The following is a 26,261-nucleotide window of genomic DNA, read 5'->3' on the forward strand; positions in this document are numbered from 1 at the left end:
AACTGCAGACCCTCCTCGCCACCTGGACCGGCGCCTGTCCCACCTGCCACCGCGACATACCCACACCCCTACGAACCTGACCAAGCCCTACTAGGGCGCGGTCGCGAACGAGCCGGCCAGGGAGACGTCCCGGGCCCGGGACGGTCCGGCCAGCCGGTGCGAGGTGTACACCAGCAGGGACAGGCTGACGGCCGCCAGGACGGTGTAGGCGGTGTCGTCGTCGAAGCTGTCCCACGCCGTGTGCAGGCCCACCGCGATCGCGTAGACCAGCACCAGGACGCCGAGGGAGCGCCGGTTCCAGTGGCGGGACGCGGCCGACCACAGCGCGGCGCTCGTCAGTCCGGTCCACGCCATGTGCGCGGCCGGACTCAACAGGCCCCGCACCACGAGCAGATGGTCGACGACCTGCAGATCACCGCCGGACTGGACGAGCTCGACGAACGCGTACCCCATCGTCTCGAACACCGCGAAGCCGGCGCCCGAGGCGACACCGATGAGCAGGCCGTCGCCCGGGGAGCGGCGCTTGACGAAGAGCATCAGCAGGAGCGGCATGACGAGCTTCGCCGCTTCCTCGATCACTCCCACGGCGACCATCGGAAGGACGTCCAGCAGCACCAGCGTCCGGTACTCCAGGAACCCGGCCGTGGTCACCCCGAGAGCGCCGCCGACCAGTGCCGTGACACCGACGACGGACGAGCCGACGCCGAAGGCGAGGCGTCGTCCCGCCACGAAGGTCACGAACGCGGCCGGGACCAGGGCGGATCCGAAGAAGATCAGCGCGGGGATCAGATTCGGGTTTCCGGTGGAGACCAGAGCCGAGTGGATCAGCCAGAACAGCAGCAGACCGACGGCCAGGACGGCCAGCCAGCCCCAGCGCCGTGCGGCGCGCAGCAGTCTCTGGTTCTCGTCGGGGGTCGCGTGGAGGATCTCGGACACGGGGTTCTCCTTCCGGCGGCGGATCGTACCGCGGTCGAGCATGCCGCCCGAGACGGAGGAGCCACATCACATATATGTGTCAAAAGGGGTGCGTAGGTGACACCGGGCGCCAATCACTCATCTGTGTGATGCCGGGATCGGCTTCCGGCGGAAGCATGTGTGCATACATATCCCGAAGGCGCCGGAAGTGTGTCCGGACCGCGAGCAAGGAGGGGCCCGATGGCCGCACCCGTACCACCGCGACACGACCCGCGGGCCCCGTGGCGCTCCGAGGGGGTGCCGGGCGGGCCGCCGGCACCGCGAGGCCGCCGCTCCCGTACCAGCCGGCTCGTACAGATCGTGATCTTCGTCGTCATCTATCTGGCGACCGGTCTGCTCTACAACACCATGCAGGGCGACGGCACCACGTCCATCGACTACACCGCCTTCACCGCGCAGTTGGACGCGGGCAACGTCAAGACCGTCTACTCCAAGGGCTCCCAGATCCAGGGAACCCTCAAGAAGGCCCGCAAGGTGCCCGGGGGCGAGGACGGGAAGACCTTCGTCCGGTTCACCACGTACAAGCCCTCCTTCGCCGACAGCGACCAGCTGTGGAAGGAGATCGGACGGGAGAAGGTTGCGGTCTCCGCCTCGCCGGTGGCACAGGGCCCCGGCCTGGGCCAGTCGCTGCTGGTCTCACTCCTGCCGACCGCGCTGCTGATCGCCGTATGGGTGTTCGTGGCCCGCAGGGCGGGCGGCGGTATGGGCGGTGTCGGCGGGGTGCTGGGACGCAAGCCGCCCAAGCCGGTCGAGGCGGAGCGTGAACGCACCAGTTTCGCCGATGTCGACGGCATCGACGAGGTCCGGGAGGAACTCAACGACGTCGTCGACTTCCTCAAACGCCCCGACGCCTACCGCCGGATGGGCGCGAGGATGCCCCGGGGCGTGCTGCTCGCCGGGCCGCCCGGCACCGGCAAGACGCTTCTCGCGCGGGCCGTGGCGGGCGAGGCCGGGGTGCCGTTCTTCTCCGCCTCCGCCTCGGAGTTCATCGAGATGATCGTCGGCGTGGGCGCCTCCCGGGTACGGGAACTGTTCGCCGAGGCCCGCAAGGTGGCACCCTCCATCGTCTTCATCGACGAGATCGACACCATCGGCCGCTCCCGCGCCGGGTCCGCGGTCGGCGGTCACGACGAACGCGAGCAGACGCTCAACCAGATCCTCACCGAGATGGACGGCTTCTCGGGCTCCGACGGTGTCGTCGTGGTCGCCGCGACCAACCGGGCCGAGATCCTGGACGCGGCACTGACCCGGCCCGGCCGGTTCGACCGGGTCGTCACCGTCTCCCCACCGGACCGCGCGGGCCGCGAGGCCATCCTGCGCATCCACACCCGGTCCATGCCGCTGGCCCCGGACGTCGACCTGACGAAGGTGGCCCGTACGACCCAGGGCATGACCGGTGCCGAACTCGCCAACCTCGCCAACGAGGCCGCCCTGCTCGCCGTCAAGCACGACCGGGCCCGCGTCACCGGACACGATGTGTCCGAAGCCCTGGAGAAGGTCCAGCTCGGCGCCCAGCGGCCCCTGGTGATGCCGCAGGAGGAGCGTCGCCGCACCGCGTACCACGAGAGCGGGCACGCCCTGCTCGGCATGCTCCAGCCGGGCGCCGACCCCGTCCGCAAGATCACCATCGTGCCGCGTGGCCGCGCTCTGGGCGTCACCCTGTCCACCCCGGACTCCGACAAGTACGCCTACACCGAGGAGTACCTGCGCGGCCGGATCATCGGCGCGCTCGGCGGCATGGCCGCGGAGCGGGTGGTGTTCGGAGTGATCACCACCGGTGCCGAGAGCGACCTGGAGCAGGTCACCGGCATCGCCCGCTCGATGGTGGCGCGTTGGGGGATGAGCGACCGCGTGGGGCACCTGTCGGTACTGCCCGCCGACGGACAGCAGCCCTACGGGATGTCCGCCGCCCCCCACACCCTGGACCTCGTGGACAGCGAGGTCCGCAGGATCGTCGAGGAGTGCCACACCAAGGCGTGCCGCACCCTGGAGGAGCACCGGCACCGGCTGGACGATCTGGCCGCGGCCCTCCTGGAGCACGAGACGCTGGACGAGGCGGACGCCTACCGCATCGCCCGGGTACCCTCGCTGACCCCCCTCACGGACGTCACCCGCCTCACGAAGGACTGAACTGGACTGACCTGGAGGGACCTGGAGGGGCCCCTTCTCCCGCCCCTCCCGCAGCACCGTCGTCGTGCGGAGCGGGCCGCGCACGTCACATGACGGATGCGTGGCCGCGCCCCGGCCACGGTCGACACCGTCGCCGCGACCGTCCCGGTGGGGTGGGGGGCGGGGGAACCGCTCGCGGCCGGTTCAGTCCCGGATCAGTCCCGGATCGGGATCTGGATGCTGATCGTGGTGCCGCCGCCCGGTGGCGAGTCGATGGCGAGCTTGCCGTCGAAGGCGGCCACACGGTCGGCCAGCCCGGTGATCCCGCTGCCGGCACGGGCCTTGCCCACGCCGCCGACCCCGTCGTCGGCGATCCTGATCCGCAGCACGTCGTTGAACTCCACGGACACGTCGATCCGGGAGGCCTGCGCGTGCTTGACGGCGTTGGTCACCGCCTCGGCCACCACGAAGTACGCGTTCGACTCGACCGTCGAGGAGATCCTGCGCTCGTCCCTGCTCTCGACGACGATGGGTACCGGGCACCGGGACGCCAGGTCCTTCACCGCCGCCACCAGCCCCTTCACCGTCAGCACCAGGGGGTAGATGCCGGAGGCGAGTTCCCGCAGCTCGTTGATCGCCGTCTGCGCGTTGTCGATCGACTGGTCCAGCAGGTCGGCGGTCGCCGTCTCCGTCTCGGGCAGCATCTCGCGTGCGAGCCGCAGCCCGATCATCAGGCTGACCAGGCGCTGCTGCGCCCCGTCGTGCAGATCCCGGGCCGTGCGCCGGTGCACGGCCTCGGTGCTCTCCATGATCCGGCGGCGGCTGTCCTGCAAGGAGGCCGCCATGCTGTTGAAGGAGGTGCCGAGCGCCCCGATCTCGGCCACCCTGCTGGGTGGCACGCGGATGCTCAGGTCACCGCCCGCCAGTTCCTCCGCCGCGGCCGCCGCACCACGCACCGGCCGTACCACCGCACGGGCCTGGAGGAAGGTGAAGACGGCCACCAGCGCGGTCGAGGCCGCCAGTCCCGCTGCCGCGGTGAGCACGGCCTGCCGGCTGTTGGCCCCTGCCGCGTCGGTCCGCTCCGCGAGCTGGGTGCGCTCGTCCGCCATGTACCGGTCGAAGCCGGCCCGTAGGTCGTCGACCCGCTCCTTGCCCTCGGTGGTCTCCCGCAGGTCCGACGCGGCGGAGTCCCCCCGCCGGACCATCTCGACCAGCGGGACCGAGTAGTCGGTCAGGAAGGACTCGACACCCCGCACGATCTCCTGCGCGGTACGCCGCTGCTCCGTGGAGGTGGCGCTGCCGGTGAACCGCCGAGCCTCCGCGGGGAAGGCGGTACGCGCCTTGTGCCACGGTTGGAGAAACGTTTCCTGCTTGGTGATCACAAAGCCCCGCTGGCCTGTCTCGAGATCGAGGAGCAGCTGTTCCATGCTCCCCGCTTCGACGAGGGCCGTCCGGGAGGCCCGTCTGGCCGAAACGGAACTGTTGGCATCGGAGATCGCCCAGAGCAGGACGGCGAAGGCGACGCCGATGAGCAGGGCGAGCAGGCCGCTCGCCGCGACCGTGAGACTGGTCAGCCCCAGTCTTCGACCCCTGTACTCCTGTCGAGCGCCCATGCCCCCGCCTACCGATGGAAAGACTTCAGACAGATACTTGCAGATATTTGAGCATGCAATGTATCCGTCGAGAGCGCGTAGGTCACACGTGTCTCAGAGAGAACATCGGCTGGGAAGCGGGCTGAGGGGCGGATGCCCGGGTGTGCTGCCAGGCGCTCCGCGGGGCTACAGGGCTTATAAGGCGCTCTCCCGGGTGGCCTGACAGGCCCGCGCCGGGGCACTGTCGGTCGTTTCCAGGACATCGCAGGTCAGAGTGGTTGTGGCGGGAGAAAGCGACTGAAGCGATCGAAAGTCGGTGTTGTGCCGAGCAGAGGCCGGCACCGGTGCTTTTCGGACGGGACCGGCCTGTCCGGCCTTCAGGTCGGCCTCAGAGTCGCTTGAGTCGCTGGTTGAAGACCCCGCGACCGGGGGCCAGCGACCGGGAACCCCTTCGGTCGCTCTCGGTCGCTGGGGAGAAGTCGCAGGTCAGGAGGGCCCGTTGGGCAGAACAGCGACTGAAGCGACTCAAGGTTCGGGTATATGAAGACATGGGCGTGTGTGCGTGCGTGCGCGTGGGCGTCATATATAGGACTCTTGAGTCGCTTCAGTCGCTGTTCTCGGTCTCCCGCCGCTGTGAACTGCGGCTTTTCCGGGGCCGGGGGCCGAGACCGGGGAAGCCCCGGTCGCTGGGGTCCCGCGCCTTCGGTCGCTGGGGTCCCACAACGACTCGAATCTTTGTTTCCCCATGAGCCTCTCGGCCCCCGCTCGCTTCGCTAGGCTGATTCGGTCGCTCAGTCGCTTCGGTCGCTGGTGGGGGGTGCGCATGGCCTCTGAGCTGCGGAATTTCGTTGCCGGTTCAACGCAGTCCGCTGCTGTCGCCGGGTCGCTGGCCACCGCCCGGTGGTGCGCGAGCCGGGGCTGGCCCGTTCATCCGCTCTCGCCCGGTCGCAAGACCCCGGCCGGGAACTGCCCGTCCTGCCGGCAGCCCGGGCACGGCCACGAACGGTGCGGCTGCCCGGCCGCCGGCCGCTGGTGCCACGGCTTCCACGCCGCCACGCTCGACTACGCCCGGATCGAGCAGTGGTGGGGCGGCAACCCGGGCTTCGGCGTCGGGATCGCCTGCGGTCCGGCCGGCCTCGTGGTCGTCGACATCGACGCGCACGCACGCGAACTCCCCGGCCGGGACCGGCTGCTGCCCGGCATCGGCATCTCCGACGGCGTCGACCTGACCGGCCTGGCCAACGGCTTCCACACCCTCGGCGTCCTCGCCGCCCTGCGCGGCCGTACCAGCCCCGCTGACGACACCACGACCCTGCGCGTGCGCACGCCCTCCGGCGGGCTCCACGTCTGGTACCGCGCCCACACGGGGCACCGCTGGCAGTGCTCCACGGGCTCCGGGGGCCGCGCGCTGGCCTGGCAGGTCGACGTCCGGGCCCACGGCGGGTACATCATCGCGCCGGGCACCGTCACCGAGGCCGGGCGGTACGAGGTGGCGGGGACCGTGCGTGAGCCCGCGCCCCTGCCCGACTGGCTGGCACGCGAGCTGGAACGCACCGGGCACCTGCCGCCCGCGCACGTCCCCGCGCCCCGTCCGGTGCCCCCACGGGCCCGCCAGGCCGTCCTGGCCGCGGGCGGTGGGCAGGGAGCCGCAGGCCGGGTGCTGGCCGCGCTGCTCGCGGAGGTGGCCGCCTGCGCCGCGGTGTCCGAGGGAGCGGCGTTCTCCGAGAAGCTGAACCGTGCCGCCTACACCGCGGGAGGACTCGTGGCCGGAGGGTCCCTCGCGGGGGACGAGGCGGAACGTCTGCTGCGGGACGTCGCCGAAGCCGCCAGACCCGGCCAGGAGCGCCGCTGCGAGGCCATCATCCGCGGCGGCCTGAACGCGGGCCTGCTGCGCCCGCTGGCCCTGGGAGGGGGCGCATGACGCCCCGTCGGCAGGACGACACCCTCTTCGACGCCCAGGCCGTCGCCGCCCAGATCCTCGCCCAGCCCCGCTCCCGCCCGGACGAGGAGGGCCCGCGCGGGGCGGGCGAGGCCACCGCCGACGGACTGCTGCCCGACACCCTCAGCGACCGCGGCAACGCCAAGCTGTTCGTCCGGCTCTACTCCGACGACTACCGGCACGTCCCGGGGCTCGGCTGGTTCCGCTGGGACAGCACCCGCTGGCAGATCGACGAGGACGACACCGTGATGTGGGCCGCCGGGGACCTCGCGGAGTCCCTCGCGACCACCGACCCCCGAGGCGCGTTCACCCCGCTCGAACTCCAGCAGCACCGCCGCCGCGCGCTCAGCACCAGCGGCATGAACGCGATGCTCACCCAGGCCCGCTCCGCGCCCGGCATGGTCCTCAACGCCGCCCGCCTGGACGCCGATCCGTACGCGCTGTGCACCCCGGCCGGCATCGTCGACCTGCGCACGGGACTGATCCGCACACCGGACCCCAACAAGGACTTCCACTCCCGGTCCACGACCGCGGCGCCCGAGGCGATGCCCACGCCCCGCTGGGACCGGTTCCTCACCGACACCTTCGGCGAGGGCACCCACGGCGCGGAGATGATCGGCTTCCTGCACCTGCTGCTCGGCTACTCCATCACCGGCGACGTCGGCGGCCAGGTCATGCCGTTCCTGTTCGGGTCCGGGAAGAACGGCAAGTCCGTGCTGCTGGACGTGCTGATGAAACTGGTGGGGGACTACGCCGACGCCGCGCCGCCCGGCTTCCTGATGGCCCGCCCCTACGAGGGCCACCCCACCGACCTGGCCGAACTCCACGGCCGTCGCGTCATCGTGTGCAGCGAGGTCAAACCGGGGGACCGGTTCGACGAGGCGCGGGTGAAGCTGCTCACCGGCGGCGACCGGATCAAGGCCCGCCGGATGCGGCAGGACTTCTTCAGCTTCGAACCCACCCACAAACTCTGGCTGCTGGGCAACCACCGGCCCGAAGTCGGCACCGGCGGCTTCGCGTTCTGGCGGCGCATGCGGCTCATCCCGTTCGAACGGGTCGTGCCCGACGACCGGAAAATCGACAACCTCGCGGACATCCTCGTCACCGAGGAGGGCCCCGGCATCCTCAACTGGCTGATCCTGGGCGCCCGTAGCTACCTGGCAGGTGAGAGGGACCTCACCGGCCCCGAACGGGTGCGGATCGCGACCACGGCGTACGCGGAGACCGAGGACCACACCGGGCGATTTCTCGCCGAGTCCTGCCGGCTCGGGCCGGTCCTGAGGGCCGAACAGGCCCAGCTCTACGCGGGGTATAAGACGTGGTGTCAGAATGAGGGGGCCCCGGCGATCTCGTCCCGGGCGTTCGCTGCGCGGGTTCGGGAGGTGGTGGGACTGACCTCGCCCAAGGACATGATCCTGTCCAACCAGCGCAAGTACTACCCGGGCATCGGCCTGGTCGCCGACGAGGAGACAGCATGAGCGCCCTCATCGCCGAGGAGGAACTGGTCCACGAGGACGAGTTCGTCTGGCTGGAGGACATCAGCACGCTCGACTACGTACGCCAGAGCCTGGACCGGCTGCCGACGCGCCGCGGCAAGCCCCCCTACCACCGGGACGGCCGCATGGTCGGCTACGCGCTGCTGGGCAGCGGGGCCAAGCCGTCGCGTTCCTCGGGCACGTTCCGGCGCCGGGTGTTCTGGCTGCTCCCGCACGACCGGGACACCGACCCCACGGGTCTGTACGCCACGGGCGCGCCCGCCGAGGCCGTGGACCCGCGCACGCTCGCGCCGGGCAGCAAGGGCTGCAAGACGGAGCGCTCGGAGGGCGGCCCGCCGTCCTCGGCGATGCGGGCGCTGGGGATCACGCTGCCGCTGTAGGCGAGAACCCGCGACGGCTCCGCGCCGACCGCGGGGCCGCATGACACTGCCGGCGACCGTGCCACGCTTCGCGTGACGGTCACCGGCAGGAGAGAGACGGGCCGGCGGGCCCTGGCGCTAGGCCACCGTGACGGCCATGTGGGTCGCCTCGTCGAACACGCGGGCGCCGCGGTCCGGGGCCATGTCCAGGCGCAGCAGCACCGCGGGGGCCGCGATGGACGGCATGATGTGGTTCAGCAGGAACGAGGCACGCCGCTCCACGTCCGCCAGGTCGTGCTCCAACTGCGAGTACAGCTGGACCCCGTTGAAGGCGCTGACGATGAGCTCCGCGATCTCGCGCGGCTCCACGTGCGGCAGGACCTCGCCGCGCTTCTGGGCCTCCGTCAGCAGATCGGTCAGCACCTGGATCCACGAGGCCCAGGCGGTGCCGTAGTACTGCCGGCCGGCGGGGTCCGCGGAGAGCCGGGCGCCCGCGCGCAGGACGGCGTCGAGGGGGAGCCGGTGGGCCACCGTCATCGCGGTGTCCACCACCTCCTGGAGCCTGGTCTCCTGGGGCGGCAGCGGCCGTTCCGTCTGGAGTTCCAGGATGCCCTTGGCGAGTGCTTCCTTGGAGTCGAAGTGGAAGTACAGTGCGCCCTTGGTGACCCCCGCGGTCTTGAGGATGTCGGCGACGGTCGCGGCGACGTACCCGTGCTCCGCGAAGACTTGTGCCGCGGCTTCCAGGACCACACGGCGAGTCCGGATCGCGCGCTCTTGCTGTACCACTGGAGCTCTCCTTCAGCTAGCTGTCCTGTCACCCGCAGCGAGCTCCGAAAGAAACCGCCTAGCAGGTAGCTTACAGCTCTAGCATGTTGCCGGGCACTAGGCTGAATACACTTTCGCAGTTCTCTCACACGTCAAAACTGGCCACCTGGAACGAGGGAGAGAGTGAATGTGCAGGTCAGAGCCTCATGTCGGTGATTGAAGGGCCAACTTTCGCAGACTTTGGCCGACCTTGACCGTGCTCGAAGCGGTCCGAACCCGCGCCACAAACAGCCGTTTGCGTCGGATTTTGTCTCCAAAAATGCCCCTCAGACCTGAGCGGCCACCCGGGTGTCCTGCCACACGGAGCCCTCGGCGGCCTCCGAGTCGAGGATGTGCAGCAGCGACTCGTCGATCTCGTCGAGCGAGCGCACCAGATGCCGCACGCCCACCTCGTGCATCAACTGCTCCTGGAAACTGTGCCCGTAGGAACTGGGGTGCCCGATGAATGGCGTTCCAAGCGTCCGGGCCGTCTCGGCGACGCGTGCCACGTCGTCGATGAACAGCACCTGGTCGCTGCGGAGCCCGAACAGGTCCCGCGAGATCTCCCGCACCCCGGGGCGGAAACTGTCGGTGCACACGTACCGGGGCTGGGTGAAGTAGTGGGCGTACCTGCTCAGATGGAGGTCGAAGTGCGGTCGTTCTAGCCCTCCATAGCAGATCAGGGGGACATCGAGCCGGCTCAGCCGGCCCAGCAGCCGATCGGCGCCGTCGAGCACGTGCACCGGGTGGTCGCGCAGGTACCTCTCCCGTTCGATGAAGTACGCCTCGGCCACCTCCTCGGGGGAGCCCGGCAGGCCGAGGGCGGCGGCGGCCTTCAGCCGGGGCTGGGAGAACACGGCGCGCTCCAGCTCTGCCGTGTAGACGCCGCCGTTGTTGACGACGAAGCGGTGGATCACGGGGCTGAACGTGTCGTTCAGCATGACCCCGTCGATGTTGACCGCGACGAGACGCAGGTGCCGTAGGGCCATGGGAGCCATGGGACCGCCTCCGGTTAGGGCCGCACCGAGGGTGCGGACATGCTGCTGTGCAGAGGATGGAGTGGGTGCTGCACCGATAATAAACCGGATCGACGGTTTTTTATAGTCGCCCAAGGGACTTGCCTCCGATGAGGCGTGCGCGAGACCGTGACCCGTCATCTGTCGAACGCGTGTATGCGTCAGCGGGCTTGGGGGAAGCGTGCGGAAACTGGCAGGCAAGGTCGCACTGGTGACCGGGGCGGGACGGGGGATCGGCCGGGGCGTCGCCCACCGTCTGGCCGCCGACGGCGCGCTCGTCGCCGTGCACTACAAGGAGCGCGAGGAGGCGGCCCGCGAGACGGTGGAGCTCATCACCGGGGAGGGGGGCCGCGCTTTCGCCGTGGCCGCCCCGCTGGGGGAACCGGGCGACGCGGAGGCGCTCTACGGACGGCTGGACCGCGGACTCGAGGAACGGGGCGAGGCACCGCGGCTGGACATCCTCGTCAACAACGCCGGCTTCAACGTCCCCGCTCGCGTCGCCGAGGTGACACCGCGGGACTTCGACGCGCTGATGGCCGTGCATGCGAGGGCGCCGCTGTTCCTCGTCCAACAGGGGCTGCCCCGGCTGCGCGACGGGGGCCGCATCGTCAACATCAGCTCGGCGGCCACCCGCGTGGCCTTTCCCGAGTCGGTCGTCTACTCCATGGCGAAGGCCGCGCTGGAGGCCCTCACCCGGGCGCTCGCCAAGGAACTCGGGCCGCGCGGCATCACCGTGAACGCCGTGGCGCCCGGGTTCACCAAGACGGACATGAACAGGAAGCGCTGGGCCACGCGCGAGGGCGAGGCCGCTCATGCCGCGCTCTCGGTGTTCGACCGCATGGGAGACCCGGGGGACATCGCCGACGTGGTGGCGTTCCTCGCCTCGGACGACTCCCGCTGGGTCACGGGGCAGTGTGTCGACGCGTCCGGAGGATCGTTTTTGTAGACGGTTGTACGGATGGCGGTCCCGATGCTCGGGGCGGTCACCGCCCCGCCCGCCGCACCGGCGCCCGCGGGGCGGGCCGCAGCGGCCGCCGCCTCGGCGCCGAACCGTTTCGGCGCCGAGGCGGTGCGGGAAGGGCGGGCCGGGATCAGGCGTCGGACGACGCCACCGTCACGATGGAGCGGAAGACGAGTTCGCCGTCCTGCTCGCCGGTGATGAGGACGACCTCCTCCCGCGGGCTGGCCGGGTCGGAAAGATACGAGGCGCTGATCACGCAGGGCGCGTCCAGCTCGCCGTACCGGGTGAACTCCCCGGTGACGGCGAGGGGAAGGCAGGGGCGCCCCAGGAAGGCGGTCGTGGCCTGACGGGCCGCTTCGAGGAGCAGCATGCCGGGGACGTGGTCGACGGGGTGGTCGAAGAGCACGGGGTGGCGGGTGTCCACCCTGAGCTGCCACTGGCCCGGTTCGCCGGTGGGGGACAGCACGACGTCCGTGGGGGAGAGCCGTCCGACGTTCTGCGGTGCCAGCGGTGCGGTGAGCGGCAGGGGGGTGACTGCGCCCGGCTCGGCCCGGGAGGCGCGCAGCCGCTGGTACACGGCGGGGGAGACGCAGGTGAAGCGGGCGCTGCCGGTGGCGGCCACCTGGCCGTCGCGCAGGAGCACGGCCTCGAAGCGGAGTCCGGACAGTTCGCCGCGCCGGCGCTTGATGTCCTTGCAACTGATCTCTATGTCGAGCGAGGCGGGGGTGGTGTCGACGAAGATGTGCTGGGGAGTGACCTCGATCGTGAGGTCCCACATCAGGAAGCAGTGGTCGAGGGGGACGCCGTACTCCGCGTGCCCGACGAGGATGCCGGCCTGCCTAATCGTTTCGGCGACGATGAGCGGGTCGTGGCAGTCCTCGACGGTGGCGAAGAAGCCGTGCCGGCGGGGCCATTGCGCGGTGACCGAGAAGCGGTCGTCGGCCAGCCTCTCCCAGTCGGTGAGCATGACCTCTGCGACACTTGCGCGATGGACGAGTTCCTTGGGCACCGTGGTGGTGAGGGACGAGTAGCGGAGGGAGCCGCTACCGGAGGACGCCGCGGTGTGGTTCTCGGAGCGAGTCGTGCCTGGTGTGGCGCGGTCGATGTGGAACGTGATCGCAGACATAGTTCCCCCTGTGCCGCTTGGCCTGATTCCGAGGAGTAGGTTCCTCGGGCCAGTAAAGATACATACCAACCGGTTTAATTTCTAGCGGAAGCGAAGGCTCTCGAGTCGCCATAAATGGAACATCTTGTTCCGATCGAATTCCGGCCGACTCCCCTAGGGCCTCCCGACCACTATGGCTTGGGCTTTTCGTGATCGCGGCGGCGGCCGGCGCAAGGGCGGCCGAGGCTTCGGAAAGTGCGATTCGAGCTGATCTGTGAAGGTCGCCGCAGCGGGCGCGCGCCGGGTTCTCAAGCGGTCTCAAAGCGGTCCTTGAGTGCTCTGCCCGACTGTGACCAGGAGCCCGAGAAAGGGGGGAACGGCCGGATGGATGACGGAGAAGTGCTGCTCCGGGTGGAGCGCGGGAGTGCGGACGAGGTCGAACTCGCGGCCCTTGCTGCGGTGTTGTTCGCGCTGTGCGCGTCCGCGGAGGAGCCGGACGAGGAGTTGCCGGAGCCGGGCTCCCGGTGGTGGCGGAAGCCACCGGCCTACGCGGCGCCCGAAAGCTGGCGCTGACTGCGGAAGAGATCTCCACAAACTCTCTTCACCATTCAAATAGAGACCGCCTGTGCGGTTTGTTATGATGGCTCTACGGATCCGGGGCGGGACCTCCTCGGCCTTGTCCCAGGAAGGCACCTGACATGGCGACGACGACTGCTGCCCTGGCATCGAACGAACCAGGGCCCTCCGACATACGCGGACGCGTGGCGGAACTGCACAGCATCCGCGAGCAGGCACTGGCGGGCCCGGGCAACCGGGCGACCGAGGCGCAGCACGCCAAGGGCAAGCTGACCGCCCGGGAACGCATCGACCTGCTCCTCGACCCCGACTCCTTCCACGAGGTCGAGTCGCTGCGCCGGCACCGCGCCACCGGCTTCGGCATGGAGGTGAAGAAGCCGTACACCGACGGTGTCATCACCGGCTGGGGCACGGTGGAGGGCCGCACGGTCTTCGTGTACGCGCACGACTTCCGTATCTTCGGCGGCGCGCTGGGCGAGGCCCACGCCACGAAGATCCACAAGATCATGGACATGGCCATCGCCACCGGCGCCCCCCTGGTCTCCCTCAACGACGGCGCGGGCGCCCGCATCCAGGAGGGCGTGTCCGCGCTGGCTGGCTACGGCGGCATCTTCCAGCGCAACACCAAAGCCAGCGGCGTCATCCCGCAGATCTCGGTGATGCTCGGCCCGTGCGCGGGCGGCGCCGCGTACAGCCCCGCGCTCACCGACTTCGTGTTCATGGTCCGCGAGACCTCGCAGATGTTCATCACCGGCCCCGACGTCGTCAAGGCCGTCACGGGCGAGAAGATCACCCAGAACGGCCTCGGCGGCGCCGACGTCCACGCCGGGACCAGCGGGGTGTCCCACTTCGCATACGACGACGAGGAGACCTGCCTCGCCGAGGTGCGCTATCTGCTCACCCTGCTTCCGCAGAACAACCGGGAGGCCACGCCGCGGGCCCGCAGCGGCGACCCGGTCGAGCGGAGCTCGGAGGTCCTGCTGGACCTGGTCCCGGCCGACGGCAACCGTCCGTACGACATGGCGAAGGTCATCGAGGAGATCGTCGACGACGGCGAGTTCATGGAGATCCATGAGCGCTGGGCGAAGAACATCATCTGCGGGCTCGGCCGGCTCGACGGGCAGACCGTCGGCATCGTCGCCAACCAGCCGCAGTCCCTCGCGGGTGTCCTGGACATCGAGGCGAGTGAAAAGGCCGCGCGGTTCGTGCAGTTCTGCGACTCCTTCAACATCCCGATCGTCACCCTGCTCGACGTCCCCGGCTTCCTGCCGGGCGTCGACCAGGAGCACGGCGGCATCATCCGGCACGGCGCCAAGCTGCTCTACGCGTACTGCAACGCCACCGTGCCGCGGGTCTCGCTGATCCTGCGCAAGGCGTACGGCGGCGCGTACATCGTGATGGACAGCCAGTCCATCGGCGCCGACCTCACCTACGCGTGGCCGACCAACGAGATCGCCGTGATGGGCGCCGAAGGCGCGGCGAACGTCATCTTCCGGCGGCAGATCGCCGAGGCCGAGGACCCCGAGACCATGCGGCAGAAGCTGGTCAAGGAGTACAAGGCCGAGCTGATGCACCCGTATTACGCGGCGGAGCGAGGGCTCGTCGACGACGTGATCGACCCGACCCGCACCCGGGAGGTCCTCATCCGCTCGCTGGCCATGCTGCGAAGCAAGCACGCAGACCTGCCGTCGCGCAAGCACGGCAACCCCCCGCAGTAACCGTACGGTCCGAGGGACTTGGGATGTCGGTGCGGCGCCGGCCTTCGACGTCCCGGTTCTCAGGAGACAGCACATGGTCAAACAGGAGCGCGCGGCTCGCACCCGGCATGCCCTGATCCAGGCGGCGGCCGCGGTGTTCGCGGAGGAGGGCTTCGTCACGGCGTCGCTGAGCACGATCAGCCGGCGGGCCGGGGTCAGCAACGGGGCACTGCACTTCCACTTCGCCAACAAGAGCATGCTCGCCGACGCGGTGGAGGCCCAGGCCGCCGAGGTGGTCCGCGGGATCACCGAGGCGGCACGAGCCCGCCAGGGCGACTCCTTGCAGGCCGTGGTGGACGCCACGCACGAGCTGATGGGCGCGCTCGCCCATGACGTCGTGGTCCGCGGCGGGTTCGAGCTCGCGGGCGACTGCGCGCGCCGCGGCGAGGCCTCGCTGCGCACGCAGTGGCAGAGCTGGGTGGAGGACAGCTTCCGCCGGGCCGAGCGCAACGGCGCGCTGGCCGAGGGCGTCTCCTGGGCCGACAGCGCCCGTGTCATCGTCGCCGCGACCGCGGGCTTCGAGGTCCTCGGCGGCGGCGACACCTCCTGGCTGTCGCGGCAGAACGTCACCCGCTTCTGGGAGGTGATCCTGCCGAGGCTCGCCGGTCGACGTGACCTGGAGCGGCTGCTGAGCGCGGGTTCACGGCCGTCGGCCCCGGCCTCCGCGGTGGAGCGTCCAGGGCTCTGACCTGCCGCAATACCAAACCAAACAGTCTGTTTTTAGGTCGTTCTTCGTTTAGAACTCCCTGTTGTGCGCTGGGGATTGACTCTAGGTCGACTCGGGTTCCGCTAGAGGATCGGGAAAGATGCAGGTCAGGGACCCCTCCCCGCTATGCCTTGGCTAAGAAAATACAGGATATGCGGTTTGGTATTGACAGACCGCTCGCGCTGTTTTTACTCTTGTCATGGCGCCGGACTGGCATCTGTTGACGGCCGCGGACCGACCGGAGCACTCAGGCATAAGACAGGGGAGATCGCGTGGACATCGAGGTACTCGGCGCATTGGCCGTACAGGAGAACGGAGTCTCCATCACGCCGACGGCTCCCAAGCCGCGGCAGGTGCTCGCGCTGCTAGCGCTGCACGCCGACCGGGTGGTGCCCGTCTCCGCACTCATCGAGGAGCTGTGGGGCACCACACCCCCGCGCAGCGCCCGCACCACCCTCCAGACATACGTCCTCCAGCTGCGCGAACTCATCGCCGCGGCCCTGGAGAAGGACGAGCGGGACGACGACGAGCCGGAGGGCGGGCGGCGCACCGCCAAGGACGTCCTGGTGACGATGCCCAGCGGCTATCTGCTGGTCGGCGGTGGCGGGGAGAGCGACGTCCGCACCTTCGAGCGCCTCGCGGGCACCGGGTACCGGGCCATGGACGCGGGCGACTTCCCGGGCGCCGCAAGGCAGTTGAGGGAGGCGCTGACGCTCTGGTCCGGGACCGCGTTCGCGGACGTCCAGGCCGGGGTGCAGCTGGACATGGAGATCAAGCGTCTGGAGGAGAGCCGGCTGTGCGCGCTCGACCAGCGCATCGAGGCCGATCTGCGGCTGGGCCGGCACCGTGAACTGCTCGCCGAGCTGACCGTCCTGGTGAACCGTTACCGCACCCATGAGTCGCTGCACGGCCAGTTCATGCTCGCCCTCTACCGCTCCGGGCGGCGCGGCGAGGCCCTGGAGGTCTACCAGCGGCTGCGCGCCACGCTCGTGCGGGACCTCGGTCTGGAGCCGTCCGCGGGCCTGCGGCGCCTTCAGCGGTCCATCCTGACGGCCAACCCCGAGGCGACCGTACCGGCGCCCAAGACCACCAAGGACCGTCTGGTTCCCACCAGTTGAGTGACCGCACCCCCTCCCAGGGTCTCCGCGCGGCCGGGTTCCACCGGCGCGCCGACGCCTTGGGATGCGGCATGTGCGGGCCCGGCGGGCGTGCGCGGTACCGGCAGCCGGCCGTGAAAGCGGTAGCGTGCATTCCGCAATTCGGTTTCCCCGTCGCATAATTCAGTGGAATTCGAGGGGGAATCCGGCTCGGTCCCGAGTGGTGCGTGATAAAGCGGCTTCCGGCCCTCCGGCTGTTTTTCACAGGGCCTTGAGTCGATCAATTTCCGGACTGTGGCCTTCAACTGAAACGGCCTCAAGCCCTGGTCGAGGAAAGTCGGGTGTGGCGCGAATCCGGCTAGTGTGCTGACGGTGACGGAATTCAGCCACGAGAGGAACTCGACGAGGTACGGAGGAAAGCAGTGAAGATACAAGTTCTGGGTCCGTTGAGTGCCGAGGTTAACGGGGGGTCGATTGTCCCGACGGCCGGCAAGCCGCGGCAGATTCTTTCCCTGCTCGCTCTCTACCCCGGACGGGTCATGCCTGTCCCCATGCTCATGGAAGAGATCTGGGGGACCGAGCCGCCGCAGAGCGCACTGACCACGTTGCAGACCTACATCCTGCAGCTGCGCCGCCGCCTGGGCACCGCGATGGGGCCCGACGCCCCCGGCGCGGCCAAGGAGGTGCTCGCCACCCGGCACGGCGGCTATCTGCTCCAGATAACGCCGGAGAGCGTCGACGTGCACGAGTACGAGCGCATGGTCACCGAGGGAAGGTCGGCGTTCGAGTCCGGCGACGACGAGACGTCGGCCAACTGTTTCCGCAAGGCACTGGAGCTGTGGCGCGGCCCCGCACTCGTCGATGTACGGGTCGGACCGATCCTCGGCATCGAGGTCATGCGGTTGGAGGAGAGCAGGCTCGGTACCGTCGAGCGGCGCATCGACGCCGATCTACGGCTCGGCCGGCACTCCGAACTCATCGCGGAGCTGGCCGAACTGACGGCCCGCTACCCGCAGCACGAGGGCCTGCACTCCCAGGCCATGGTGGCGCTGTACCGGTCGGGACGGCAGGCGTCGGCCCTGTCCGTCTACCGCAAGCTGCGCATCCGCCTCATCGAGGAGCTGGGCGTCGAGCCCTCACCTCAGGTGCAGCGATTGCACCAGGCGATGCTGGCCGTCGATCCCCAGCTCGACGTCGCCGCCGGGGTGCGGCGCAGCTCGACCTTCGATCTCTACGCCGCCTGAGACCGGCCGGAGCGGGGGCTCGAGTCGTACTCAGAGATCGTCCTGCACCCACGTCCGGCCCCGGAACCGTGCCTGACCACACAGACCTGGGTGACATCGGGGACAGGGCCCGCCGGGGGGACGGCGGGCCACCGACCGGGACATGAAGACCTCCGCGCGAGGGGCCCGTTCAGGGGGCCGCCGCGACGGGGGTCTTCGCCGTGTCGGAGCCCGGAGGCCCTGTCATGATCCGGGTCTCTCCGTCATGATCCCACCAGGCGGCCCGCCGTTCTCGCTGCCGGAAGGCGGCCTCCGTCCGGCCTCGAGCGTCCTTTGAGGCGGTCCGGCGATTCTCGAACCCCACCCCCGTGAGCTGAGGGCGGAGGGAGAGGAGGATGCCATGCCGGACGGACCGTCGGTGCGACTGCACTGTTTCGCGCACTCCGAGGGGGGTCTTTCGGTCTTCGACCACTGGGCCGCCTCCGTCGGACCCGGGGTCGAGGTCCTCCCCGTCGCCCTGCCGGGCAGCCGGCCGCGGCGCGCCGAACCCCGGGTGACCACCCGTAACGCGCTGCTCGCCGCCACCCTGCCCCGCTTCACCGACCCGCACCCCGAGCCCTATGTCCTGTACGGGCACGGACTCGGCGCGATGGTCGCCTTCACCGTGACGCGCGCCCTGCACGAGGCCGGGCTGCCCGGACCGGCGCTCCTCGCCGTCGCCGCCTGCCCGCCGCCCGACATGCCCTCCCCGCTGCCCGAGGCGCGCGGGGTGACGGACGACGAACTGCTGCACCTCCTAGGCGGCAAGGGCGCCGTGCCCGAGCACAGCGACGAGGGGATCTGGCTGCGGGCCATGCTGCCCGTGCTCCGTGCCGACCTGGAACTCGCCCAGGACCTGGAGCGGGCCGCCCGCGCCCCCTCCGCGGCGGGACCGCTCACCACACCGGTCCTCGTCGTTGCCTCCCGGGAGAACCCGCTCGCGCCGCCCGCCGTCGCCGACGGCTGGCAACGGTGGACTGAGGGGCCCGCGCGGCTGCGAACCGTTCCAGGCCACCACTTCTTCGGCCGGGGACGTGAACTGCCCCGGCTCCTGGGACGGGCCTGCCGCGTCACCAGCCGCCTCGCCCGGGTGAGTGTGCCCGTCGGCTGAGCCGGTGCCGCCGGCTCGCTCTTCCGTGCTTCCCGTCCGGCCGTCCGCACGCGGTCCGGATCAACGTCGGCGTAATGCAGGAAAGGTGTTCAGATGTCTGTTGCTCTCGCGGACAAGACGACGTACAAGGTCCGGGTGGCCGCGCCCGCCGGAGTGGTCTACGCGCTCTTCGCCGACGCCGTGAACTGGCCGCTCTATTTCTCCCCGAGCGTTCATGTGGAGCGCCTGGAGTTCGACGGTGAACGGGAACGCGTCCGCACCTGGTGTTTCATGGACGGCCAGCTCAAGTCATGGACCTCATGGCGGCACCTGGACCCGGTGAACCGCCGGGTGGAATTCCGCCAGGAACTGCCCGCACCCCCTCTGAGTTCCCTGAGCGGTGTCGTGCACGTACGCCCCGACGGACCGCACGACAGCGAACTGGAGCTGCTGTACGACTTCACCGTCGTCGACGACCGGCCCGCCGACATGGCGTGGGCCGAGCGGGCCGCCGAAGGCTACACCCGCAGCCAGCTCACCGGCGTCAAGGCGGTCGCCGAACGCTGGGCGCGCCTGGACGAACTCATCCTGACCTTCGAGGAGTCGGTCCGTGTCAACGGCCCGGCCGAACTGGTCTACGACTTCCTGTACCGGGCCGCGGACTGGCCCGAGATGGTCCCGCACGTCACCCGTGTCGACCTCACCGAGGACGAACCCGGAGTGCAGCACATGACCCTGGAGACACTGACCGAGTACGGCACCCACACCACCGGCTCGGTACGGATCTGCTTCCCGCACGCCGAACGCATCATCCACAAGCAGACCACCACGCCCGCTCTGGTCGAGGCGCACACCGGCGAATGGTCCGTCGTCCCCGAGGAGCGCGGCGTCACCGTCATCGCCCAGCACACCGTCGTGCTCCGCGAGGAGGACATCACCGCCGAACTGGGCGAGCACGCCGGACTCGACCAGGCCCGCCGCCATGTGCGCGAGTCGATCGGCCGCAACAGCCGGGTGCTCCTCGCACACGCCAAGCAGCACGCGGAGACCGCCGTCCGCATGCTGTGACGGCGCCGCGGCGGCGGGCCCGCTCTCGGACCCGACGTGAGGTGCTCGGGCCCCGCTCCACACCCGCTTGGGAAAACGGACGCGGGGCCGGTGCTGCCCGTAACGTGATGAGTCGGAGCGCTGTGGACACCCGCCGTTCCGAACGGCATCGACACCCGCGGACCAGGAGGCGGAATGGAAGCGAGGCGCGGACTTCCCGCGCTGCATGCGATCCGCTCCCAGGTGCACCCGTGCCGCTGCCACGGCCCGGTACGGCGCGACCGGGCGCGCACCGTCCGACACGCCTTCAGGGCCGGGCCGGGAACCCAGGGGGTGGTGCGGGGGCCCCGCTCGACCCAAGGGGTGGTGCGAGGGCCCCGCACGCACTCGCGCATCACCCCCTGGCCCACCGGCCCGGCGCCACGGTCCCCCCAGGGACCGGGCGGCGCAGTTCAGCCAGCGTCCACAGAGGAGAGGAGGGAGGGGACCGCGCCCGTCACAGCGGACCGCACGTCCCCGGACAAGCATGACCGTTTCCCGCTCCTCCCACGCGGCGATATCCGTGACCGTCGACCCGGGGCCCCCTCCCCACACGACCCCCTGGGACCTCGATCTGCGCGGACCGCTCGATGCGGCCGTGCTGGAAGACATCCTGGGCGAACTCGCCTGCGATGAGCCGGGCGCGCCCGCCTGGCAGCACCGGCTGCTGCGGCACGGCCCCGGCCACCACACGCTCCGCTTCATCCAGCGCGACGGCGCGATCGCCGTGTCCGTCGTCGGCCGCATCGCCGACCTCCTCACCGAACCGCCCCCGACCGAGGGCCCGTTGGTCCCCGGCCAGTGCGCGGTCCTCACCCGGCCCCGACGCCACCGCCACGAGGCCGTGTCCGTCGAGCCCGGCACCCCGCTCGACGCGGACAGCGTGCGGCGGGCCCTGCGCGCCGTCATCGCCGCGCACCCGCACCTGCGCGCCCGCCTCGACGCGACCGGCGGCCGGTTCACCGCGCGCGGCACCGCCCCCGCCGGCCAGGACATCCTGGTGGAGGGCGAGTTCGACGACGAGGCCGGCTTCGCCGCCGCCGTCGCCTCGCTCGGCGCCAGCCTCGACGCGGACACCGGCGTCCTGGTGCGCGCCCTGCTCGCCCGGGACCGCCGTACGACCGCGGGGCCGCGCGCCGACCGGCTCGCCGTGGTCGTCCATCAGCTCGCCGTGGACGCCGCGTCCTGGCGGATCCTGCTGGACGACCTGACCGCCGCCCTCGGCACGGCCCCGGCCAGGACACCGGCGGCCCGGCGCGTGCCCGACCCGCTGGCCGACTGGGTCGGCGAACTGCGGGAGCTGGCCGCCGATCCCGACGAGGCCCGCCACTGGTCCCGCGTCGCCGAACACCGCACCCGGATGCTCACCGCCCGCCGCTCCGCCGCCGTGACCCGGTCGGGCGACGCCCCCGGCACCGCCCGGGCACGGACCTGGGACAGCGGCCCTGTCAGGGAACGCCACCTCGACGTCACCCTTGACGACGACCTCGCCGAACGCGTCACCCGGCACCTCGCCGCACGTCTCGCCCTCACCTCCGGGCAGGTGCTGACCGGAGCGTTCGCCCTGGCACTGGCCCGCTGGCAGCGCGTCGACGAGATCGGCTTCGACGTACGCAGCGACCCCCGCGCGGACCGGCCGCGACTGCGGCGGCACGTCGGGCGGCTCGCCGACGTGCACCCCGTGCATCTCGCCCTCGACCCCGGCCTCGACGCGCTCGGTCGACTCGCCTCCGTCGCGGGCCCCTTGGCGGCCGGTGCCGGACAGGCCGCCGGGGGCGCGGGATTCGGGGCCTGCCGGGAGTGGAGCCCCGATCCGCTGCTGCGCGACACCCTGCGCGCCCTGGCGCCCGCCCCCGTCTGCCTGGTGCTGCGCGGACCGGACGAGGCGCTGCCTCGCGGCGCCCGACCCGTCACCGCAAGCGCCCCCGGGCGGCCCGTGCACCGGCTGGAGGTGAGTGTCCAGGCCGCCCGCGGCGGGCTGCGCCTCGGCCTCGACTGGACGCCCGACCCCGCCGAAGGCATCACCGACACCACCGTGACGGCCTTCGCCGACCTGCTGCGCGATGTCCTGCGGGAACTGGCCGACGCCGCCGACGCCCCGATCCCCTCCGCCTTCCGGGCCACCCCGCAGCAGTCGGAGCTGTACCGGGCCGGCGACGCGCGGCCCGGCACCGGACGCCATGTCGAACAGCTCGTGTGGGTGTGGCACGGCCCGCTCGACCTCGAACGCTTCACCGCCGCCTGGCAGTCAGTCTTCGACTGCGAGACGGTGCTGCGGACCGCGTTCACCGGCGGTCCCGAACCCCAGCTCATGGTGCACGGCCGCGTCACCCCCGACATCACCGTCCGGGTGCGGCGCGACGACGACGGTCTGTCCGCCCTCCTGGAAGACGACCGGCTGCGCGGCTTCGACCTGCGCTGCCCCGGACCGCTGCGGCTGACTCTGCTCGGATCGGAGCGCAACCCGCTGGAGAGCGCCGCCTCACCCACCCGGATCGTGCTCACCTACCACCGGGCGCTGCTCGACACCTGGAGCGCGCACATCCTGCTGCGCGAGTTCCACCGCGCCTACCTCGCGGGCGGCTCCCTGCCCGGCGGCGAACGCCGTCCCGACCTGCGCGACTACACCGCCTGGATCGCCGCCGAGGACCTGGAGCCGGTGCGGGGGTACTGGGCGCGTTCCGTGTCGGCGGACGGTGCGGAGCGCGGTCCCGCCAGTGGCACGACGAGCCGTACCGCGGCGGCGACACGGCCGGGCAAGGCAGGAGGCCCCGGCGGACCGGGCGGACGCGGCAGGCCGGTGTGGGCCCGAGGGCTCGGCGGGGAGAACGGCCCGACCGGCGTGGGCCGTTCCCGTATCCGCCTGGACTCTGCAGAAACCATCCGTCTCGCGCGATGGGCGGCCCTGTGGGGCATCGCCGAGAGCAGCGTCCTCCAGGCCGTCTGGGCGATGCTCATCCACCGTGCCTCCGGCGCCACCGGCCCGGCCCCTGTCTGCTTCGCCGTCACCGTCCCCGGACGCGGCATCCCCCTCGACGGTGTGGCCCGCATGCTCGGCCCCCTGCGTAACGCGCTGCCGATGTCCGTCGAGGTCGACCTGGCGGACACCGTGCCCCGCCTGCTGCGCCGACTCCAGGACCACGCACTGGACATGGCCGCCTACGAATGGGTCCCCGCCGACTGGCTGCGCACCGCCGACCGGCACGGCGCGGGCATCGACCCCGCCGCCACCGTCATCGTCTTCGAGGACCCGCCCCACCCGGTCGAGGGACTGGAGGGCGAACTCGCCGCCCAGGGCATCCGGTCCGAGTTCCAGGGCACCGTACCCGCCCGCTCCACCCTGCCCATCGGCATGCTCGCCCACCACGACAACGCCGGTGGCCTCGTGCTGACCGGGGTGCACGACCGTGACGTCCTCGACGACGAGGCCGCGGGCGAACTCCTCCAGCAGATCGTCCTGCTGCTGCGCCAACTTCCCCTGAAGGCAGGCGAGTCCACCACCGTCGCCGACGCCCTGAAGGTGCTGGAGGGCAGGGCCGTGCCACGCATGGCCGAGACCGAGCGGGCGGGCGGGGACGAGCCGCTGTTCGTGCTGCGCGCCGCCGGACGCGAACAGGCGGGCACCATCTGCCTGGTCCCCCCGCCCGGCGCCCCCACCACCTGCTACGACCTGCTCGCCCACCTCTACGCGGGCCCGCAGGAACTGCTGGTGCTCACCGGCGACGTCGACCGCGCCCGACCCGCCCTGGCCGCGCACCGCACCGGACGGCTGCTGCTCCTCGGCGGCTTCTCCGGAGCCGGCGTCCTCGCCTGCGGCCTCGCCCGGCGCATCGGCGCCGACGGCACCCGCCCGCCCCGCGTCGTGCTCGCCGGCGCCTACGCGGACGAGGAGGTGCGTGCCGTGGACCTCGCCCGCGCCCTCACCCGGAGTCTCCGGGACGCGGGCGACCCGGGCTCCTGAGACCGGCGACCGGGGCCCGTGAGGGGGCGGGCCGAGCGACCCGGAACCCGGAACGGCCCGCTCCGCCCCGGGTCCGTCGCCCTTCGAGCGCTCCTCGTTCCACGTCGGTCATCTTGGGCTGTGTCACGCCCGTGTCCACGACCGATCCACACCCCGCCCGGCAGTCCGAGGCAGCGGCGGGCACCTGAGCCCGACACCCGGACGGCCGGGCCGACGGTCGCGGCCGACGCCGTGCGGAACCGGCGATCAGCGACCGAAGCGACCGAAGGAGTGCCCGTGCGCATCGCGGTGACAGGATCGATAGCCACCGACCATCTGATGGTCTTCCCGGGACGGTTCATGGACCAACTGCTCCCCGACCAGCTCGCCCACGTCTCGCTCTCCTTCCTCGTCGACCGCCTGGAGGTGCGCCGGGGCGGCGTCGCCGCCAACATCGCCTACGGCCTCGGCGGCCTCGGCCTCGCGCCGCTCCTGGTCGGGGCGGTCGGCACGGACTTCACCGAGTACGAGCTCCGGCTGAAGGAGCACGGCGTCGACACCGGGGGAGTGCACGTCTCCGCCGAACGGCAGACGGCCCGCTTCATGTGCATCACCGACGACGACGCCAACCAGATCGCCTCCTTCTACGCGGGCGCCATGACCGAGGCCCACGCCATCGACCTGCGAACCCTCGTCACCGGCCCCGACCACCCCGGCCTGGTCCTCGTCTCCCCCAACGACCCCGCCGCGATGCTCCGCCACACCGCCGACTGCCGGGCCCTCGGCCTGCCCTTCGCCGCCGACCCCTCCCAGCAGCTGGCCCGCCTCGACGGCCCCCAGGTCCGCGACCTCGTGGACGGCGCCACCTGGCTGTTCACCAACGAGTACGAGGCCGCGCTCCTCAAGGAGCGCACCGGCTGGAGCCGCGTCGAGGTCCTCGCGGTCGTCGGCACCTGGGTCACCACCCTCGGCGACCAGGGCGTCCGCATCGAACGCACCGGACAGCCCCCGCTCCTCGTGCCCGCCGTCCCCGACGCCGAGACGGTCGACCCGACCGGCGTCGGCGACGCCTTCCGCGCCGGCTTCCTGGCCGCCGTCAGCCACGGGCTCCCGCTCGAACCCGCCGCCCGGCTCGGCTGCGCGTTGGCCTCCGTCGTCCTCGGCGCGGTCGGCTCGCAGTCGTACGAGGTCGACCCCGCGGGACTCGCCCGCACCGTCGAGCGGGCCTACGGTCCCGGCGCGGCCCGCCCCCTCGCGTCCGTCCTCGCAGAACCGTCCTCGGAGAACAGCCATGACCGCTGACCACCGGACCCGCATCGCCGCGCTCCGCGAGGCCTTCGCCACCCGGGTGGTGGTCGCCGACGGAGCGATGGGCACCATGCTGCAGGCGCAGGACCCGACGATGGAGGACTTCGAGCAGCTTGAGGGCTGCAACGAGATCCTGAACATCACGCGTCCCGACATCGTGCGCTCGGTCCACGCGGAGTACTTCGACGCGGGTGTGGACTGTGTCGAGACGAACACCTTCGGCGCCAACCACGCCGCGCTGGGCGAGTACGACATTCCCGAGCGGGTTCATGAGCTGTCGGAGGCCGGTGCCCGGGTGGCGCGTGAGACCGCCGACGAGTTCACGTCCCGTGACGGCCGGCAGCGCTGGGTCCTGGGCTCCATCGGTCCCGGCACCAAGCTCCCCACCCTCGGCCACGCCCCCTACACCACCCTGCGCGACGCCTACCAGGCCAACGCCGAGGGCCTGGTCGCGGGCGGCGCCGACGCGCTCCTCGTAGAGACGACGCAGGACCTCCTCCAGACCAAGGCCGCCGCCCTCGGCGCCCGCCGCGCCCTCGACGCACTCGGCCTCGACCTGCCCCTGATCGTGTCGGTGACGGTCGAGACCACCGGCACGATGCTGCTGGGCTCCGAGATCGGCGCCGCGCTCACCGCGCTGGAGCCGCTCGGCATCGACATGATCGGCCTGAACTGCGCCACCGGGCCCGCCGAGATGAGCGAGCACCTGCGCTATCTGGCCCGCCACTCCCGCATCCAGCTGTCCTGCATGCCGAACGCCGGCCTTCCGGTGCTCGGCAAGGATGGCGCCCACTACCCGCTGAGCGCGCCCGAGTTGGCTGACGCGCAGGAGAACTTCGTCCGCGAGTACGGCCTTTCGCTCGTCGGCGGCTGCTGCGGCACGACCCCGGAGCATCTGCGCCAGGTCGTCGACCGGGTGCGCGGCCTGACCCCGACCGCTCGGGACCCGCGCCCCGAGCCGGGTGCCGCCTCTCTCTACCAGACGGTGCCGTTCCGTCAGGACACCTCTTACCTGGCGATCGGTGAGCGGACGAACGCGAACGGGTCGAAGAAGTTCCGTGAGGCGATGCTGGAGGCGCGCTG

The 26,261-nt window shown here is 71.1% G+C and carries 20 protein-coding genes; 15 read left to right on the forward strand and 5 right to left on the reverse strand.

Going from position 1 to position 26,261, the window contains the following annotated elements; genetic code table 11:
* Positions 1-90: 90 nt before the first annotated feature.
* The gene (locus ACIPSE_RS46700; RefSeq protein WP_401676193.1) at positions 91-936 is read right to left on the reverse strand and encodes a PrsW family intramembrane metalloprotease; all 846 of its coding nucleotides are present in this window, start codon (positions 934-936) and stop codon (positions 91-93) included.
* A gap of 219 nt (positions 937-1,155) precedes the next feature.
* On the opposite strand from ACIPSE_RS46700, the gene ftsH reads away from it, so the two are divergent.
* Positions 1,156-3,105 (forward strand): ATP-dependent zinc metalloprotease FtsH, encoded by a 1,950-nt coding sequence (ftsH, locus tag ACIPSE_RS46705; RefSeq protein WP_401676195.1) that lies wholly within the window; start codon positions 1,156-1,158, stop codon positions 3,103-3,105.
* Between the two features lie 194 nt (positions 3,106-3,299).
* Here the strand turns inward: ftsH and ACIPSE_RS46710 are convergent, their stop codons facing one another.
* Positions 3,300-4,697, reverse strand: coding sequence for a CHASE3 domain-containing protein (locus tag ACIPSE_RS46710; protein WP_401676197.1), 1,398 nt, complete (start codon positions 4,695-4,697; stop codon positions 3,300-3,302).
* 802 nt (positions 4,698-5,499) lie between these two features.
* Here ACIPSE_RS46710 and ACIPSE_RS46715 point away from each other — a divergent pair.
* Genes ACIPSE_RS46715 through ACIPSE_RS46725 form a run of 3 tightly spaced genes read left to right on the forward strand, consistent with a single transcriptional unit; the run spans position 5,500 to position 8,491 of the window.
* Positions 5,500-6,597, forward strand: a complete 1,098-nt coding sequence (locus tag ACIPSE_RS46715) for a bifunctional DNA primase/polymerase (RefSeq protein ID WP_401676199.1) — start codon at positions 5,500-5,502, stop codon at positions 6,595-6,597.
* Positions 6,594-8,093, forward strand: coding sequence for a phage/plasmid primase, P4 family (locus tag ACIPSE_RS46720; protein ID WP_401676201.1), 1,500 nt, complete (start codon positions 6,594-6,596; stop codon positions 8,091-8,093). Before ACIPSE_RS46715 ends, ACIPSE_RS46720 begins: the two co-directional genes overlap by 4 nt.
* Positions 8,090-8,491 carry a DUF6009 family protein gene (locus ACIPSE_RS46725; protein ID WP_401676203.1) on the forward strand — a complete coding sequence of 134 codons (402 nt, stop codon included), beginning with the start codon at positions 8,090-8,092 and terminating at the stop codon, positions 8,489-8,491. The genes ACIPSE_RS46720 and ACIPSE_RS46725 overlap by 4 nt, the downstream gene beginning before the upstream one ends.
* 117 nt (positions 8,492-8,608) lie before the next feature.
* Here ACIPSE_RS46725 and ACIPSE_RS46730 read toward each other — a convergent pair whose 3' ends face one another.
* Both ACIPSE_RS46730 and ACIPSE_RS46735 read right to left on the reverse strand, forming a co-directional pair.
* Positions 8,609-9,256 (reverse strand): ScbR family autoregulator-binding transcription factor, encoded by a 648-nt coding sequence (locus ACIPSE_RS46730; protein ID WP_401676205.1) that lies wholly within the window; start codon positions 9,254-9,256, stop codon positions 8,609-8,611.
* A 305-nt stretch (positions 9,257-9,561) separates the two neighbouring features.
* Positions 9,562-10,263 carry an HAD family hydrolase gene (locus ACIPSE_RS46735; RefSeq protein WP_401676207.1) on the reverse strand — a complete coding sequence of 234 codons (702 nt, stop codon included), beginning with the start codon at positions 10,261-10,263 and terminating at the stop codon, positions 9,562-9,564.
* A 208-nt stretch (positions 10,264-10,471) separates the two neighbouring features.
* On the opposite strand from ACIPSE_RS46735, the gene ACIPSE_RS46740 reads away from it, so the two are divergent.
* Entirely contained in the window at positions 10,472-11,236 is a 765-nt protein-coding gene (locus ACIPSE_RS46740; protein ID WP_401676209.1) for an SDR family oxidoreductase, read from the forward strand.
* Positions 11,237-11,381: 145 nt separating this feature from the next.
* Here the strand turns inward: ACIPSE_RS46740 and ACIPSE_RS46745 are convergent, their stop codons facing one another.
* Positions 11,382-12,377, reverse strand: a complete 996-nt coding sequence (locus ACIPSE_RS46745; protein ID WP_401676211.1) for a ScbA/BarX family gamma-butyrolactone biosynthesis protein — start codon at positions 12,375-12,377, stop codon at positions 11,382-11,384.
* A gap of 363 nt (positions 12,378-12,740) precedes the next feature.
* Here ACIPSE_RS46745 and ACIPSE_RS46750 point away from each other — a divergent pair, with 363 nt between their 5' ends.
* The 10 genes from ACIPSE_RS46750 to ACIPSE_RS46795 all read left to right on the forward strand — a co-directional run.
* Positions 12,741-12,929 (forward strand): acyl-CoA carboxylase epsilon subunit, encoded by a 189-nt coding sequence (locus ACIPSE_RS46750; protein ID WP_401676213.1) that lies wholly within the window; start codon positions 12,741-12,743, stop codon positions 12,927-12,929.
* Between the two features lie 125 nt (positions 12,930-13,054).
* A complete protein-coding gene (locus ACIPSE_RS46755) occupies positions 13,055-14,650 on the forward strand; it encodes an acyl-CoA carboxylase subunit beta (RefSeq protein ID WP_401676215.1) in 1,596 nt (531 codons plus the stop codon).
* A 73-nt stretch (positions 14,651-14,723) separates the two neighbouring features.
* Positions 14,724-15,377: a ScbR family autoregulator-binding transcription factor gene (locus ACIPSE_RS46760; RefSeq protein WP_401676217.1), complete on the forward strand. Its 654-nt coding sequence runs from the start codon at positions 14,724-14,726 to the stop codon at positions 15,375-15,377.
* A gap of 290 nt (positions 15,378-15,667) precedes the next feature.
* Positions 15,668-16,513, forward strand: coding sequence for a BTAD domain-containing putative transcriptional regulator (locus tag ACIPSE_RS46765; protein WP_401676218.1), 846 nt, complete (start codon positions 15,668-15,670; stop codon positions 16,511-16,513).
* Positions 16,514-16,914: 401 nt separating this feature from the next.
* The gene (locus tag ACIPSE_RS46770) at positions 16,915-17,736 is read left to right on the forward strand and encodes a BTAD domain-containing putative transcriptional regulator (RefSeq protein ID WP_401676220.1); all 822 of its coding nucleotides are present in this window, start codon (positions 16,915-16,917) and stop codon (positions 17,734-17,736) included.
* 379 nt (positions 17,737-18,115) lie between these two features.
* A complete protein-coding gene (locus ACIPSE_RS46775; protein ID WP_401676222.1) occupies positions 18,116-18,865 on the forward strand; it encodes a thioesterase II family protein in 750 nt (249 codons plus the stop codon).
* A gap of 93 nt (positions 18,866-18,958) precedes the next feature.
* Positions 18,959-19,912, forward strand: a complete 954-nt coding sequence (locus ACIPSE_RS46780) for an aromatase/cyclase (protein WP_401676224.1) — start codon at positions 18,959-18,961, stop codon at positions 19,910-19,912.
* 505 nt (positions 19,913-20,417) lie between these two features.
* Positions 20,418-23,891, forward strand: a complete 3,474-nt coding sequence (locus ACIPSE_RS46785; protein ID WP_401676226.1) for a condensation domain-containing protein — start codon at positions 20,418-20,420, stop codon at positions 23,889-23,891.
* A 276-nt stretch (positions 23,892-24,167) separates the two neighbouring features.
* The gene (locus ACIPSE_RS46790) at positions 24,168-25,172 is read left to right on the forward strand and encodes a carbohydrate kinase family protein (RefSeq protein WP_401676228.1); all 1,005 of its coding nucleotides are present in this window, start codon (positions 24,168-24,170) and stop codon (positions 25,170-25,172) included.
* Positions 25,162-26,261: homocysteine S-methyltransferase family protein (locus ACIPSE_RS46795; protein WP_401676230.1), on the forward strand; the 1,100-nt coding region annotated here is incomplete at its 3' end. The genes ACIPSE_RS46790 and ACIPSE_RS46795, both read left to right, overlap by 11 nt.

This window comes from Streptomyces sp. NPDC090106, from assembly GCF_044747265.1.
Lineage (GTDB): Bacteria > Actinomycetota > Actinomycetes > Streptomycetales > Streptomycetaceae > Streptomyces.

Bases quoted from the DNA above. Each gene is read 5' to 3' on its own strand.
- ftsH (WP_401676195.1), top strand. From the start codon at position 1,156: ATGGCCGCACCCGTACCACCGCGACACGACCCGCGGGCCCCGTGGCGC.
- ACIPSE_RS46710 (WP_401676197.1), bottom strand. From the start codon at position 4,697: ATGGGCGCTCGACAGGAGTACAGGGGTCGAAGACTGGGGCTGACCAGT.
- ACIPSE_RS46715 (WP_401676199.1), top strand. From the start codon at position 5,500: ATGGCCTCTGAGCTGCGGAATTTCGTTGCCGGTTCAACGCAGTCCGCT.
- ACIPSE_RS46720 (WP_401676201.1), top strand. From the start codon at position 6,594: ATGACGCCCCGTCGGCAGGACGACACCCTCTTCGACGCCCAGGCCGTC.
- ACIPSE_RS46725 (WP_401676203.1), top strand. From the start codon at position 8,090: ATGAGCGCCCTCATCGCCGAGGAGGAACTGGTCCACGAGGACGAGTTC.
- ACIPSE_RS46735 (WP_401676207.1), bottom strand. From the start codon at position 10,263: ATGGCCCTACGGCACCTGCGTCTCGTCGCGGTCAACATCGACGGGGTC.
- ACIPSE_RS46745 (WP_401676211.1), bottom strand. From the start codon at position 12,377: ATGTCTGCGATCACGTTCCACATCGACCGCGCCACACCAGGCACGACT.
- ACIPSE_RS46750 (WP_401676213.1), top strand. From the start codon at position 12,741: ATGGATGACGGAGAAGTGCTGCTCCGGGTGGAGCGCGGGAGTGCGGAC.
- ACIPSE_RS46755 (WP_401676215.1), top strand. From the start codon at position 13,055: ATGGCGACGACGACTGCTGCCCTGGCATCGAACGAACCAGGGCCCTCC.
- ACIPSE_RS46760 (WP_401676217.1), top strand. From the start codon at position 14,724: ATGGTCAAACAGGAGCGCGCGGCTCGCACCCGGCATGCCCTGATCCAG.
- ACIPSE_RS46775 (WP_401676222.1), top strand. From the start codon at position 18,116: ATGCCGGACGGACCGTCGGTGCGACTGCACTGTTTCGCGCACTCCGAG.
- ACIPSE_RS46780 (WP_401676224.1), top strand. From the start codon at position 18,959: ATGTCTGTTGCTCTCGCGGACAAGACGACGTACAAGGTCCGGGTGGCC.
- ACIPSE_RS46785 (WP_401676226.1), top strand. From the start codon at position 20,418: ATGACCGTTTCCCGCTCCTCCCACGCGGCGATATCCGTGACCGTCGAC.